Source organism: Clostridium manihotivorum (assembly GCF_004015185.1).
GTDB lineage: Bacteria > Bacillota > Clostridia > Clostridiales > Clostridiaceae > Clostridium_AR > Clostridium_AR manihotivorum.
Genome location: NZ_CP025746.1, coordinates 3316201 through 3330729 on the forward strand (window position 1 = coordinate 3316201; position 14529 = coordinate 3330729).

Annotated in this window: 15 protein-coding genes; 7 read left to right on the forward strand and 8 right to left on the reverse strand. The window is 33.5% G+C overall.

The features are described 5' to 3' along the window. Window positions 1-680: 680 nt before the first annotated feature. The 3 genes from C1I91_RS15140 (at window position 681) to C1I91_RS15150 (ending at window position 2305) form a co-directional block, all read left to right on the forward strand. Window positions 681-863: a hypothetical protein gene (locus tag C1I91_RS15140; RefSeq protein ID WP_128213608.1), complete on the forward strand. Its 183-nt coding sequence runs from the start codon at window positions 681-683 to the stop codon at window positions 861-863. Between the two features lie 107 nt (window positions 864-970). Further along, the gene (locus tag C1I91_RS15145; RefSeq protein ID WP_128213609.1) at window positions 971-1396 is read left to right on the forward strand and encodes a DUF3237 family protein; all 426 of its coding nucleotides are present in this window, start codon (window positions 971-973) and stop codon (window positions 1394-1396) included. Between the two features lie 144 nt (window positions 1397-1540). Beyond that, the gene (locus C1I91_RS15150) at window positions 1541-2305 is read left to right on the forward strand and encodes an alpha/beta hydrolase family protein (protein WP_128213610.1); all 765 of its coding nucleotides are present in this window, start codon (window positions 1541-1543) and stop codon (window positions 2303-2305) included. Window positions 2306-2559: 254 nt separating this feature from the next. On the opposite strand, the gene C1I91_RS15155 is transcribed toward C1I91_RS15150, so the two are convergent. The 4 genes from C1I91_RS15155 to C1I91_RS15170 form a co-directional block, all read right to left on the reverse strand. Continuing rightward, a complete protein-coding gene (locus C1I91_RS15155; RefSeq protein ID WP_128213611.1) occupies window positions 2560-5133 on the reverse strand; it encodes an ABC transporter permease in 2574 nt (857 codons plus the stop codon). After that, complete coding sequence (locus tag C1I91_RS15160) at window positions 5130-5813, reverse strand: ABC transporter ATP-binding protein (protein ID WP_128213612.1); 684 nt, start codon at window positions 5811-5813, stop codon at window positions 5130-5132. The genes C1I91_RS15155 and C1I91_RS15160 overlap by 4 nt, the downstream gene beginning before the upstream one ends. Before the next feature lie 82 nt (window positions 5814-5895). Further along, the gene (locus tag C1I91_RS15165) at window positions 5896-6885 is read right to left on the reverse strand and encodes a sensor histidine kinase (protein ID WP_128213613.1); all 990 of its coding nucleotides are present in this window, start codon (window positions 6883-6885) and stop codon (window positions 5896-5898) included. Then, window positions 6872-7558, reverse strand: a complete 687-nt coding sequence (locus C1I91_RS15170) for a response regulator transcription factor (protein ID WP_128213614.1) — start codon at window positions 7556-7558, stop codon at window positions 6872-6874. Before C1I91_RS15170 ends, C1I91_RS15165 begins: the two co-directional genes overlap by 14 nt. A 347-nt stretch (window positions 7559-7905) precedes the next feature. On the opposite strand from C1I91_RS15170, the gene C1I91_RS28230 reads away from it, so the two are divergent. Beyond that, complete coding sequence (locus tag C1I91_RS28230; RefSeq protein WP_164880550.1) at window positions 7906-8046, forward strand: hypothetical protein; 141 nt, start codon at window positions 7906-7908, stop codon at window positions 8044-8046. Window positions 8047-8266: 220 nt separating this feature from the next. On the opposite strand, the gene C1I91_RS15175 is transcribed toward C1I91_RS28230, so the two are convergent. Both C1I91_RS15175 and C1I91_RS15180 read right to left on the reverse strand, forming a co-directional pair. Further along, the gene (locus C1I91_RS15175) at window positions 8267-8497 is read right to left on the reverse strand and encodes a nitroreductase family protein (RefSeq protein WP_275051622.1); all 231 of its coding nucleotides are present in this window, start codon (window positions 8495-8497) and stop codon (window positions 8267-8269) included. Window positions 8498-8576: 79 nt separating this feature from the next. After that, the gene (locus C1I91_RS15180) at window positions 8577-9467 is read right to left on the reverse strand and encodes a LysR family transcriptional regulator (protein WP_128213615.1); all 891 of its coding nucleotides are present in this window, start codon (window positions 9465-9467) and stop codon (window positions 8577-8579) included. Between the two features lie 163 nt (window positions 9468-9630). Here C1I91_RS15180 and C1I91_RS15185 point away from each other — a divergent pair, with 163 nt between their 5' ends. Next, the gene (locus C1I91_RS15185) at window positions 9631-10659 is read left to right on the forward strand and encodes an epoxyqueuosine reductase (protein ID WP_128213616.1); all 1029 of its coding nucleotides are present in this window, start codon (window positions 9631-9633) and stop codon (window positions 10657-10659) included. A gap of 163 nt (window positions 10660-10822) precedes the next feature. Here C1I91_RS15185 and C1I91_RS15190 read toward each other — a convergent pair whose 3' ends face one another. Continuing rightward, entirely contained in the window at window positions 10823-11668 is an 846-nt protein-coding gene (locus C1I91_RS15190; protein ID WP_128213617.1) for an AraC family transcriptional regulator, read from the reverse strand. Window positions 11669-11941: 273 nt separating this feature from the next. Here C1I91_RS15190 and C1I91_RS15195 point away from each other — a divergent pair, with 273 nt between their 5' ends. Both C1I91_RS15195 and C1I91_RS29780 read left to right on the forward strand, forming a co-directional pair. Then, a complete protein-coding gene (locus tag C1I91_RS15195) occupies window positions 11942-13534 on the forward strand; it encodes an acyltransferase (RefSeq protein ID WP_128213618.1) in 1593 nt (530 codons plus the stop codon). A 114-nt stretch (window positions 13535-13648) separates the two neighbouring features. Further along, window positions 13649-13792, forward strand: coding sequence for a DUF2500 family protein (locus C1I91_RS29780; protein ID WP_476695905.1), 144 nt, complete (start codon window positions 13649-13651; stop codon window positions 13790-13792). Window positions 13793-13981: 189 nt separating this feature from the next. Here the strand turns inward: C1I91_RS29780 and C1I91_RS15205 are convergent, their stop codons facing one another. Beyond that, the gene (locus C1I91_RS15205) at window positions 13982-14416 is read right to left on the reverse strand and encodes a MerR family transcriptional regulator (RefSeq protein WP_128213619.1); all 435 of its coding nucleotides are present in this window, start codon (window positions 14414-14416) and stop codon (window positions 13982-13984) included. Window positions 14417-14529 lie beyond the last annotated feature (113 nt).

Genomic DNA, 14529 nt, shown 5'->3' on the forward strand with positions numbered 1-14529 from the left:
TTCAATATTGTGAAAAAGGAATATATCATAATACTGATCTCCACAGGATAGTGATAGATGATTAGTTGCAATTACCATGGAAGCATAGAGTTTGTATTTCTAGTAGATTCAAGTGCTAAATTATTTTGCTATATTGGAATATCAAATTGCTATGCTTGCAATTATTGAAAGTAAATTCTATAGCTGAAAAATAAAGATTTGCTAAATTCATCTCTATTCAAGGTCTAAATATGATGCAATGGCTGAGTATGATAATTTAATTACACCAGAAATCATGATAAGTTTATTCAATAATTTTGAGTATAGATGATCATACAAATTTATGTGTTATTAGCAATATAAGTTTGTTTTATAGAATGCTTGGTGGTAAAATATCTTTGATGTTAAATATATCATATAAGTCATATTATGAATATAACAGTTGTTTTGCGTGTATACGTTTTCTGACTCTAATACTATAAAAGTTATAAATACTATATATTGAATTATAACTTTGCGGATTTAGTAAATAGGATTACAGTAAACAAGGAAAATAATAATATCATGAATATAATCTAGAATAGCTTTAATTGTTTCTATTTAGCTTTATAAAAGATTGATTATAGTTAAAAAAAACTCATGTATTTTTATGGAGTAAGTTATTAATTAGTACATTGCTCATACGCTTAGGCGAAACATAAATGGCAATACAGAAACCATGCATATTAAGATGTGGAATTTTATACATACAATTAGCAGAATTATGCCAGATTGTTATGGAGAAACAGGTGTCTTTTGCTGATGATGTTATGTGCATAACAGATCATTATGCTGTGCTTGGCAAGTATACAGCACGTATGTTAGAAAACTTCTTGGCGGTATAATGAGAAAAAGAGAAAGAGCCATTTGGACAAATTGAAAATAGCATAAAAGTGAAGAATATATAAATTCAATTTTGAATTAAAAGTAATAAATAGAGAGGGAGAGTAATTTGGAAGTAGAAGAAGTATTAACTATACATGTTAAAATAGATAAAACTATTGAAATGCACAATGAATATGGTGATTCAGTTTTAATGCTTTCATTTAGTGGCAATGCAACTGGAAAGTATTTTGAAGGAGAAATATTGCCAGGAGGAATTGATACTCAGATAATTGGTAAGTTTGGGGACAGGCACACATTATCTGCAAGATATATGCTTAAAGGCAAGGATCATACTGGTGAAAATTGTGAAATCTTTATAGAGAACAATGGTAATGAAAACACAAAATATAAAGCTGGTCCATTAAGAACTTATCCTAAAATTATAACTAATAGTAAGGCTTTGCAATTTCTTAATTATGATATATTAATTGGAGAGTTGGTTGGGACAAACTCTGGCGTAGATATAAAAATAATGAGAGTTCTAAATAGTTGATACTTTTTACTGAAATGCAAAAGTATCTTTTTCATGAATATTAAGTTTATTAGTTTGGTTTGTGTATATGAACTAAATATTATTAATTACCTGTATACAAAATATTTAATTTAAACAAGTAATTTGTAAATTTTGGAGGTTATTATGAATAAGTGTATTAAGAAGGAAGTAATTATAAACGGCAATGGAAGGAAAATATATGGAGTATCTTATATGCCTGAAAATAAGGAAAAATGCCCAGTAGTTATATTTAGTCATGGCTATAATGGAAATAATAATGATTTCGCTATGAACAGTGAGTATTTGGCCACAAATGGTGTTGGAGCATATTGTTTTGATTTTTGTGGAGGCTCTGTTAATTCTAAAAGTGAACTAAAGACTAGTGAAATGTCCATATTTACAGAAAAAGAAGATTTATCTGCAGTTATTGATGAAATTAGAAGTTGGGATAATGTGGATGAAGATAATGTGTTTCTATTTGGTGCAAGCCAAGGTGGTTTGGTAACAGCTTTAGTTGCAGAGGAGCATATGGAAAAGATAAAAGGAATGTTACTTCTATATCCAGCTTTATGTATTGCAGATAATTGGAATGAAAGATTTCCTACTATTGAAAGCATTCCTGATATACAAGAATTTTGGGGCATGACTTTAGGTAGAATATTTTTTGAATCAATTCATGGTTATGATGTATTCAAACATATTGGCAAATTTAATAAGAATACATTGATTATGCATGGTGATAAAGATGAAGTTGTACCATTAGAGTATGGGAATAGTGGATCAAAGTTATATCCTCATTCAAAATTTGAAGTGTTTCCTGGAGAAGGCCACGGTTTTTCAGAGGCGGGAAATAAGAGAGTGGCTGAAATGACTTACGAATTTGTTAAAGAAAATCTTAACAACATGTAGGGTATTTATAAATTATACTTTAAGTAAAAACTTGAAAGTGTAGTTACATTAATTATTGTTTCTATATTTATAAAAAATATTATCAGGATTTTTGGCAAAACGCTGAAGATATAAGAAAATAGAAAGCACATAATCAGATGAAATATTCTGATTATGTGCTTTTCTTGAGCTTTAAGCACTGTAGAAAGTATTCTTAGCTAAGATATTGATGAAAGATAGCTTCTTTATGTGAAAGCAATATTGTGTAGCTTGAATTAAGTCATATCATCTCTAAGTGCATCAATGATGTTTTCCTTTTTTATCTTGCTAATTGCATACAGCATTGTGATAAATACTACAAAGAATACGCTGAACACACTGATTGCCATGCTGAGCCACGGTAATATAAACTTCACTTTGTCTGTGCCTCCATCCATCCATCTGTAAATAAGCCAAGAGGACAGTGCGGATATAGGAAGTCCAAAGAGCAAAGCCCTAATGCCATAAAAAGCACACTCAAAATTCATCATTTTTTGAAAATCTTGTTCAGACATCCCTACAGAGCGGAGCATGGAAAGTTCCCGTCTACGGAGCTTTATATTGGTAGAAATGGTGTTGAACACATTGGCAACCGCAATCAGTGAAATCATAATTACAAAAACATAAGTAAAAACATCCACAACAAATATTGTGCTGCGATTCTGTTCAAGTATTTTAGATACATTGTATAGGGTATAATCCGAGGTAATTCCAGCACCTTGAATAATTTTCTCCATTTTTGCCACTGATATCGATGGCGTTTTTGACCTAAAGGTCAAGCCCTTAACCTCCACATGGGTACCGGGAGTTTCAAACCTATCCTTTAGCTCATAAGGAGCAATCACCATAAAGGTGAAGGACTTAGGCTTTGTAAGATTTCGAGGAAGGCTATCAACAGGTATTGTATCAACCAGGGTAAAGTCAATATTTTGACTCTGTTCTAGCTTCGGTTTGTCATTTATTTCTGGAGCGATACTAAAATTCATAGAAGGCTTTGAAAACATGTTAATCAAATCACTGTTACCGTCTTTGTTGTTATTCACATTTTTGGCTTTGGCTACAGCGATCATTTTTGGATTTTGCCCAGTATAGTTCTTTATAGGAAGTCCTAAGCTTTTGACAAAACTCATATACTCGCTATCCTTAATAAATTGAATATCCATTGGGAGGTTAACTTTTTCATCGGTTAAATCATTACCATAGTACTTCTTGTAAAGGTCTGAAAAATCACTTTTCTTAACAGCACAGGAATAGGTCATAATCGCTTGATAAGAGCTTTGGTAAACGCCCTCAGCAGTCTTAAATTTGTCGTAAAGTTTAAACATTTCGTTTTCAGCCATGTCCTGAGTGGAGAAGGATATGTCATAGTCATTTGTCATTACTGACTTTTTTGTCACATCCTTCAGGTCTGTTCCGAAAGCACTTGCAGATACAAACAACACTATGCTTAAGGTTAGGGATAGCACGATACTACGGTACCGTTTCTTATTCCTTTTAAAATTCTTTAGAGCAAGAGTTCCTTCTAAGCCATAAATACGCTGAGCCAGTCTTGAAGTTTCCACAGCTTTAGCTTCAACTTTGACCTCATTGGATTGTCTAATGCTCTCCAGCACAGGAGCACTTGCAACCTTTCTTGCGGGAATATAGGCTGAAATCAGAATCGTAATCATGCTGACTAATACTGCAACAACAATTGCAGGTATAGATAACGTCAAGGTTAAAGGTACATTACTATATGCTATATTAGCAAAATTCTTGGATACAACAGAAATAACAAGTCCAATGCTACCGATACCTAAGAGAACTCCAATAGGAATACCTATTGCACCAATGCAAAGGCCTTCAAACAATACAGAATTTTGCAATTGTCTTGCTGTGGCCCCAACAGATGAAAGGATTCCGAACTGCCTTGTCCGTTCGTTTAGCGATATGGTAAAGGCATTATAAATGAGAAAAATCGAGCCTATTACGACGATGGCTATTACAATACCGCCAACGGAGTACAAAAGGGTGTTAAATAAATTATCATCAGAAAGACCCATAAAACGCAAAACATTATCATTAAAAGAATAAGCTTCTTTACCACCTGAGCTTCTTACGTAACTGTGAATATTACGTGGGTTTTTAAGTTTTACAAATAGGCTGAAGCTGTTTATTTTATCCTTTGGATCTGCTTTTGTTATCAAGGTATATCCAGGGGCAGAAACATCCTCAAAGGTTGGTCTTTGGCAGATGCCCACAACGGTGTAAGTCCTCTGAGCTTTTGGCACAAGAGTTTCTTTTCCCGAAAGATAAGGGTCGTGCTGGTTAAGTTCTTTGTTAACCTCCATGCGGCTTCCCATTGCAAGTGGAAGTTTGTCACCAATAGTAAGTTTAACGCCGCCGTTGGTCTTAACATGTTCTGGTACAAGAATCTCCTCATTGTTTTTCGGCAATCTGCCTGAAATCAAAGTTATAGGTAATTTATCAAAGGCTTCCTTGGTAAATCCAGCTACAAAAACATATGGCTTGTTTGGGTTTTGACCGCCGTTAAGTGTTGAATAGCCTATGTTCTCAAAGGTTGTGGTGTTTGCAGCTTCCTTGTCCTGGCTTCGCTCCTGAACGAAAGCAGAAGGGACGTTCATAAACTCCACATGCCAATCACCATATTTTACAATAGAGCCATTTATCATATAGTTTAGTAGAGAAACTCCAAAGGTAGCTACTGCGGTGATCATAGCAGCAGACAGAACAACTCCGATTACCGTTACAATGGTTCTTGTGCGACTCTTTTTCATGGCTTGTAGGGTAACTTTGTTGAAAATGTTCATGGTCTCACCCTCTCGTCTCTAACTACTTTTCCGTCTGATATGCCGATAATGCGATCTGCTTGAAGGGCGATATTTTCATCATGTGTGACGATGACAAGGGTCTGATTGTATTTTTTATTACTTGCCTTCAGCAGTTTCACAATTTCATGTCCATTTCTACTGTCCAAACTGCCTGTTGGTTCATCCGCAAGCATTACCGCTGGAGCATTCATCAAAGCACGTCCTATGGAAACACGTTGTTGCTGACCACCGGAAAGCTGATTGGGTAAATGGTTTTTACGATCTTTTAATCCAAGCAGTTCCAGTAAATCATTCAATCGTTCCTCATTGACCTTTCGCTTATCCATTAGTATAGGTAAAGTGATATTTTCAACTACATTTAGTGTAGGAATCAGGTTGTGAAATTGGTAAATCAGCCCAACCTGACGCCTGCGGAAGATGGCGAGTTTTTCATTACTTTGTGCGTATACATCCTGCCCCTCCAAATACACCTTTCCGCTTGTTGGCACGTCAACACCGCCAATGATGTGAAGCAATGTGGATTTGCCAGAACCGGAAGAACCAATGATTGCAGTAAATTCACCCTTTTCTATTGTAAGGGAAACATTGTCCAGTGCAGTAACTTGGTTTCCGTCTTTGCCGTAAATCTTGCATAAATTTTCAATTTTTAAGAACTCCATTATGTGAGCCCCCTTTCTTATGTCTTACTCATATAATAGAAGCTTTAACTTACATCTCAGTGACTTTAAAGTGAGAGATTAGTCACTTTGGAAAACGAATAGTAAATATTGCACCGCCCTGTAATTTATTTTTGGCGGTAATAGTTGCTCCATGATCTGTTATAATCATCTTGCAGAGAGCTAATCCAATACCATATCCTGTAGCTCCTGAGTTTTTTCCACGATAAAACCTGTCAAAGAGGAAGGGCAAATCCTCTTTTGCAAAGCCTACGCCGCTGTCGTGGATTGATATCTCAGTGAACAGCGGGTTATCTCTGCAGTCAATGTGGATCTTTCCGTTATCGCCTACGCTTTCTATGCAATTTTTAAGGATGTTTTTAATTGCTTCCGAAAGCCAACCTGAATCACCTTCAATTATGATACCCTTAGGTACATCTATTTGAAAATCAATGTTGTGAAGCTCCATTTGGATTAGGAACTGGCGAAGTGCAGCGCCTATCAAGTTGTTTACATCTATTGGCTTGCTTTGAAAAACCACAATGCCTGCATCTAGCCGTGACAATTTCAAAAGGGAAGTAAGCAGCCAATCCATCTGTACAAATAATTCCTCTATTTCTCTCAGCAATGTTTTTCGTTCATTTTCTTCAGGATTAGTCTCTAACAATGAAAGAATAAGATTCACGGAGGTGAGTGGGGTACGGAGTTGGTGGGCTATATCAGCCAGCGAATCCGCAAGATGCTCCTTTTCTTTTTTTAGTGCTTCATTTTGCTCCCTAATGCGTAGCGTCATCTTTGTTATCTCACTTTGCAGAATTGAAAGTTCGCCTTCTTCTGATTCACCAATATACAGATGATCGGCGTTATGAAGCACAAGATCGATTTGATCTGAAATCTTTGCAAGACTTTTATATCTAGCATTGGTAAACACAAAAAATGCTGCTCCAAAGGCAGCAGTGGAACCAATAGCAAGGATTCCAGATAACATATTGATTGTGAATCCAATAGTTACAGAGGCTACAGCTATTAAGGTAAATACAAGAACAAACTGTCTAAACTCTTTATTCCGAAGCATATAAGTCCCCCAATCTATATCCTGTGCCTCGAACGGTAAGAATAATTTGCGGGTTTGTAGGGTCGGTTTCTATCTTCTCCCTCAAGCGCTTAATATACACAGTTAATGTATTGTCATTGACAAACTCACCAGCAGCATCCCACAATTCATCAAGCAGCCTGCTTCTTGTGATAATATTTTTGGGGTTATTGATAAATACTAACAACAAGCGATACTCTAAGGCTGAAAGAAAGATTTCACTACCATCCTTTTTCACTATGCCACTTGCTGTATCCACACTAAGCCCCTTAATTTGAAAATCCGATGGAGAACGTCCACTTTTTCTTAGAGCAGTTCCTATTCTTGCAATCAATTCACGGGGACGAAAAGGCTTGGTGATATAGTCGTCAGCACACATATTAAGGCCCGTAACAACACTAGCCTCATCGCCAGAAGCTGTGAGAAATATAACGGGAATATCTTGTTTTGCTTTAATTTCTGTGCAAACCGTAAATCCATTTCCATCAGGCAAAGAAATATCAATCAAAGCTAAATCAAATTTGTTTTTTTCAATTACGCCTAGGGCTTCAATCCGCGTTGGGGCATGAATAACTGTAAATCCCTCCGAGCGGAGCAAAAGTATAAGGTTTTTAGCTATTGCTTTATCGTCTTCAACTAAAAATATTCGTTTCATTTATTTTTACCGTCCTTTTCTTTACTGTTTTATATGTACCATCAGAAGTTTTCTTGCTGCTTTTTTTGTAGTTATACAATCCACAAATAGCACATCAATAAATCTATTTTATTTCTTTTGACAGAAATATACAAGGCAAGGTATAAATAGAGAAAATACCAAATTAATAAAATATTTAGGTGAAATTATAAATATACATAGATTCAACCGTTTTGTATAGATACTTTTTGGGAAATGTATAATTATTAACAAAATATTGAAAACATAGATGATTTTATAAAATATGAGATCTATAATTATAATTAAGTGTATCCATAGTGGTAACATCTAAGAAAAGGGGGATTGGAATGAAAAAAACAATAGTTACCTGTGTAGTAAGTGTTTTATTATTAGGAGCAATACTAATACCTAGTTTACCTACAAATAATAGTTCTTTTGGACATACTGTTATCGCGCCTATGAATGATTGGCCAGAACCTATGCAATAAAATTACTTAACTTTCAATCGTTTAGAAGATAAACAAACTATAATTTGATGAATATTTCTATAGGTTTTACTTCAAGACGAAACTAGATTCAATAGAGTTTAAGTAAATCAAAAAAAGTTCTTTAACTTATAGCAAAGTAGTGATATTTCTATGAAAAACAGAAATATCACCACTTTGCTATAAAAAGGATTATTCCAGTATAATATAATGCTAAAGTCTACTACCTTGTCATAACTTCTTTAATATAAAATATTAAACCCATTGTACTACTAAATATAAAGGTTGTCTTAGGATATGCTTCTACTACAGAATATCCAAAATTAGCCATTACTGAAACTCCAAAATGTTCAGTATCTAAAATGCCTTCTTCTTTAAGAATTTCCTCAACTTTTTCGATGTTGAAGCCTTCAATTGGGTAGAGGAAAGAAGTTTGATTCTTTCCTCTACCCAATTATACTTTACGTTGAAAAATAGGCTAATGCGGGTTATGAGAAATGCAGTACTTTAGTTATTTACTTACTTGTAAGATCTTAACCAATATTAAAGTCATCTCTTACTAATTGAATAAATAGTGACATTGCAGGGCTAATCCATTTATTTTTATGATAAGCATATATTGCTGTAATTTTTTCATCGGAGCAACCTACCTCAATCTCTTTTAGCTTTCCATTTTTAAGTTCCTCTTCTACTGTGAAGCGAGGTAAGAAGGAAATTCCAAGATTACTTGCTACACATTTCTTTATTGCTTCTATACTCCAAAGCTCGATAGTGTTGTTTAAAAATATATTGTTATCAAAGAAGTAACCCTCAAGAATCTTTCGATAAATAGATTCAACTTCATTAATGATAAGGCTTGTATTTATTTTTTGATTTGGCTTACAAAAGTCTAAGTTTTCTTGTTCAAAGGCTGGTGAACAAATTAACGATAAATTGAAATCAGAAAGTGTAACAGAAGTCAAATTATCATTTTTATGTCCTACATCATACATAAGCCCAAGATCAACTTCGCCATTTAATAATATATTTTTTATAGCGTAACAGTTCATTGATATTATAGAAAGTTTTACATTAGGAGCTTTTTCTTTAAACAATTTCAATACATTTTGCAATTTATAGGACATTAATGATTCTGCAACAGCTATTTTTAAATCTCCTGTGATATTATCACTACAAGTACCTAGACTCTCAATTTTTCTCACTATACTAAGCAATTCATTTGCATGTGGTATCAATTCTTTTCCCAATGGGGTCAATACCATGTTACGGCCTAGTTTCTCAAATAGTTTTATTGAAAGTTCCTGTTCTAACTGCTGGATTTGTGATGTAACAGTGGATTGTGTATACCCCAATTTTGCTGCAGCATTGGAAAAATTACCTTCTTCAACGATACTTTTAAAGGTTTTAAAGTGTCTAATATCCATCGATTTTACTCCAATCGTTATTTATAAGCTAACAAAAATCTTTAAATATAATAATATATTGATAAAATCGAATTGTCAATTCGAATATATCAATTTCACAAATACATTATTCTTTGTTAAAATATTGTCATATGAAGTATCAAAGATATTAAGGAGAGAGAGTATGGAGACTATAGAACAGCTTATTCAAAAGAAGGCTTACGAGCTTGGTTATGAAAAGTGCGGTATTATACCATTAAGCATGATTGATGGGTATAAAGAAAAGTTGGACGAACGTATAAAAAAGGTGCCAGAATCAGAACAATTTTATAAGGGGCAGCAGCGTTTGGCTAACCCTCTAGCAGATTATCCATGGGCAAAGTCAGTGGTTGTAATGGCTGTACCCTATGGTAAATATAAGGTTCCAGAGCAGGTGAAAGGACATATAGCAAAGGCATACTTATTTGATATACGCCTAGATGAAAACGCAGAGGAATATAAGCATAACAGAGAAATAGAAAAATATATGAGTGAACTTGGATTAAAGGTTGCAACAAATCAAAAGTTTGGAGTAGTAGGGATGCGTTGGGCAGCTTTGCAGGCTGGCCTTGGAATAGTGAGAAGAAATAATTTCTTCTATACTAAATCTGGCTCATGGGTTCATCTTGAAGCATGGCTTACAGATAGGGAGATGGAATTGAAGGAAACAAATGATCTGCCACAATGTCCAAAGAGTTGTGGCAAATGTATAGCGGCCTGTCCTACCAAATCCTTATCTGATTCATATACAATGTCACCCACCGCTTGTGTTTCTTTCTTAACAACCTTTGGAGGACGAGATCTACCGAATCAACCGTTGAGTAAAACCTTTGGCTCTTGCATTTATGGCTGCGATATTTGTCAGGATGTATGTCCTATGAATAAAGGCAAGTGGCAGGAAAATGAAGATTTCCCGGGCTTAGAAGAATTAGCTTTATCATTAACACCAGAAGAAATTATGGACATGGATGAGGAGTTTTATAGAAATAAAATACAACCAAAATTCTTTTATGTATCTCCTGATGACCTTTGGAAATGGAAGGTGAATGTATTGAACTTTATGAGAAATAACTATAAGGATAGCTATAGACCTTACATTATACAAGCTTGCCAAAATGAAAATGGAAAGATAGTAGAAATGGCTACTTCAATTAAGAAGGATTTAAAAATATAATTATTTAGCTTTTTATGTTTCAATAAACTTCGATGTTAATTTCTTTAGAGGTAAATAAACACTAAAGACTATTATTAAAACTAGTAAGATTAATAGTTTATATTAGGAATATAAAGCCAAGTATAAATGCAGTTAAAGGATTAACAGGTGTAAGTGAATTTAACTAGCTTAATGATTGGCATTGCTCCTTAAATTTATTTGGAGCTATGCCATATTTCTTTTTAAAAGCTTTTGAAAAGCTATAAGGGTCTGGATATCCAAGAATATTTGCTATTTGTTTTATAGAATAAGAACCGATATATAAAAGCTTTTTCGCACGATTCATACGTAGTTCATTTACGTATTGTAAAGGTGGAACTCCAACATTTCTTTTGAATAGAGTTATAAAATACTTTTCTGATGTATTTATCATATTAGCCAGATCAATAATACGAATATTTTTATTTAAGTTTTCTTCTATATATTGTAGTACTGATTGCAGATCAAATCTATCGGTGGTACTTTCTTTTATATTATTAGGGAAAAAAGTACGGTAAGCTCCACTGTTTTCTGGCAAATCTAATATGGTTGCAAGCAATAAGGAAAAAGAGGCTTTTATTAAGTAATTTGCTTGATAATCAGAATTTTTATACTGAAAATATATATCTTTAAAAGTTTCAGATACTTTAGTTAGTAGTTCTTTTCTTATAATTCCTGAAAAATTGTAATTGTCTAAAGCATTTAATTTTTTCCCAATGGAAAAGTCAAAATGTATATATATAAATTCACAATATCCTTCAAGTATTGCAGATTCATAAGAGACATTTGGATAGAAAAAAATAACATCATCCTTAGATGCTGTGTATTTGTTATTATTTAAAGTTATTGTGACTTCACCAGCTAGTATATACCAAATATCGTAGTCGCTATGGGTCTTTTTTTCTTGATAAAAGGCTGAATGGGATATATCACAACAGCAATTAATTGTTACGTTTATGTAATTATATAATTGATCAAAAATAGGATTCATTTCAGAGTTCTTCCATTCTTTTCTTACTTTTTACCATTATTATAATACAATATGACATTTCAATAAACTGATAAATATTTTACAATGAGTAAAAGTTGCTGATATTACCGTCTTCAGCTATTTTTTCACATGTATGCACTTTTTTAAGCTTTTGAAGAATTTTAACCTCATAGGTTTTAAAAGCCTTATATTAAGAAGCAATTCTAATACAAAAAAACTGAAATCAAGTAGTGTACAAGCAAGTAAAGAGGATATGAAAAGGAGTAGATAAAAATGAAAATAGAAGAGTATTTTGATAAATCCATAGATTATTTGCCATGGGAGGAATGTGGAGAAGAGAAGAAAAGAGAGCAGTTTCTATGGCAGGAACAGCTGATAGTAAAATATAATGCTGATTTTGGAGAAGATTGCTTTGTTTCGCAATATGCTAGCATTTATGGTGTAGAAGAACTGAATTTAGGAGATGGATGCATGATTTGTGCCGGAGTTTTGCTTCGTAATATAAGTCTTACTGCTGGTGAAAAATGTTCTTTTAATACTAATGCATATCTTCAGGGTAAAATAAAGTTAGGGGATTTTGTACGTATTGCCCCAGACGCTAAAATAATCGCGATGAACCATACCTTTGATGATTTAAATAAACCTATTTGTCAGCAACCTATAAGGTCAAAAGGGATTATTATTGGAGATGATGTTTGGATTGGTGCTGGAGCCGTTATTTTAGATGGGATAAACATTGGAAGTCATTCTGTTATTGCAGCTGGCGCCGTTGTCACAAAGGATGTTCCTGAATATGCTGTTGTAGGTGGTAATCCTGCGAAGCTTATTAGGTCAAGACTCGAAAGCAACGATAGAAGAAAAATAAATGAAGAGGACTTGAAAAAACGTCTACAGGAATTTGGAGGTGAAGTACGTGATCAATGGCAGGCTGTGCTTAATAATAGAAAAAAACATATAAATGGCAGAGAGATATACGTAAACCTTCCAGAGGATTCTAGCGAAGAAGTTCGTCCATGGTGTGATGCAATAGAGATTGCAGCTATGTTTGATGGAATACCTGATATTTTGGATAAAGAAGTACTAATTAAAGAGGTTCAAAAATTGCAACCAACCATGATTGATTACAATGTGTTGACTGTGGGATATGCTTTAGAAGTACTTGGAACAAAAATTCTGAATCCATTTAAGTATATTGAAAATGAAAATAAAGTACAGTTAGAAGAAAAACTTTCCTCCTATGATTGGAAAAATGATATTTGGTCTGCAGGAGCAAATATTGATCATTATGGCACCGCTTTATATATGAACAAAAAATATTTTCAATCGAAAAATTCTGGTACAACCTTATTTGGCTGGCTAAGTTTAAATGCTAATGCACAAAATGGAATGTGGGGTGTTGAAAATAAAGATGACCTATTACAGCTGGTCAATGGTTTTTACAGGTTAACGAGAGGAACCTATGCACAGTTTGGTATTCCTCTTCCATATCCAAAACAAGCTATTGATACCTTGTTAGAACATTCAAAGAATACTAGATATTTTAGACAAGATTGTGGCAATGCCTGCAATGTTTTAGATGTAATTCATCCTTTATGGCTTTGTAAAAAACAAACAAATTATAGATATGATGAAGGCAAAGAGTGGGCTTATTTACAAATAGAAAGAATATTGAAGAACTGGCAATACGAAGAAGGCTTTAGTTTTGAGCTAGAAACAAACTACAACCCAGGGCTTATGGGTACAGAAATGTGGCTTTCTATCCTATATTTGCTAACTGATTATATTGGCTATTCAGACGTTCTTGGATATAAACCAAAAGGCGTGCATCGAACAGAAGTTGCATTAGATATTATAAAAAATAATTGAAGTAAGAAATAAACATTTACCAGTAGTCGCTAATAAAGTAAGGCTCATCATGAAAAAAGCGATGTTCAAGCACATGTACATGTAAATGGCGCTATAACAAATTATGAAACCTTAATTTTGATTTTCGAATTAGAGTCTGGAAGTCAAATTGAGTTTTCAGTCGGAGATAATAATTTTAAAAGTGTACATTTATACGAACATGGAGAGCTGGCTTACAAAGGGAAAAACTTTATCAAATTTGAATCTGATTGTAATTAAGGAGTTGGGATCTATTGGGAATAAATAGAGCATCAAGCTTGAAGTTATAAAAAAAACAGAGCAATTATTTTAAAGAATATACTAATCACACATCGATATACTTTACATATATCAGTGTGTGATTATTTTTTTATTCTTTATCAAATTATATTTTAGATAAAACTCTGTATAAGTATGTATAAAAAGCCGCTAAATCTTATTTTCACTTTTGTCTAAAAATTTCATTGCTAGCTCTTCACGTAATCCAGGTACATCGGTTGTCCCTTTTTCCTTTGACACTCTATAAAATTCACATTTATATTTTATCCTTGCTAAAGCGTCTTGTAAGATTGCAATCTGTTTCTCAGTTTCCTCTTTCTGATGAACAAATAGTTCATATCTTTTATCAATAGTTGAATCACCCTCTTCACACCATTGAAAAAACTGTTTAATATCATCAAGAGGCATTCCTGTGTTTTTTAAACACTCTATCATTTTTAGACATTCTACATCTGAATCATCAAAGACTCTTATATTACCAGTAGTTCTATTGACTAGTGGAAGAAGCCCTTTTTTATCATAATAACGAAGAGTTGATATAGATATATTTAGCATCTTTGAAATATCACCAATGGAATAATTCATAAATTTCCTCCAAAAATATTTTAAAAATCTTACATTAAATTTAAAATTAAATGTTGACCTAAAGTTAGGTTTAGGTCTTATGATATATTTATCATAAGATACAAATGGAACTC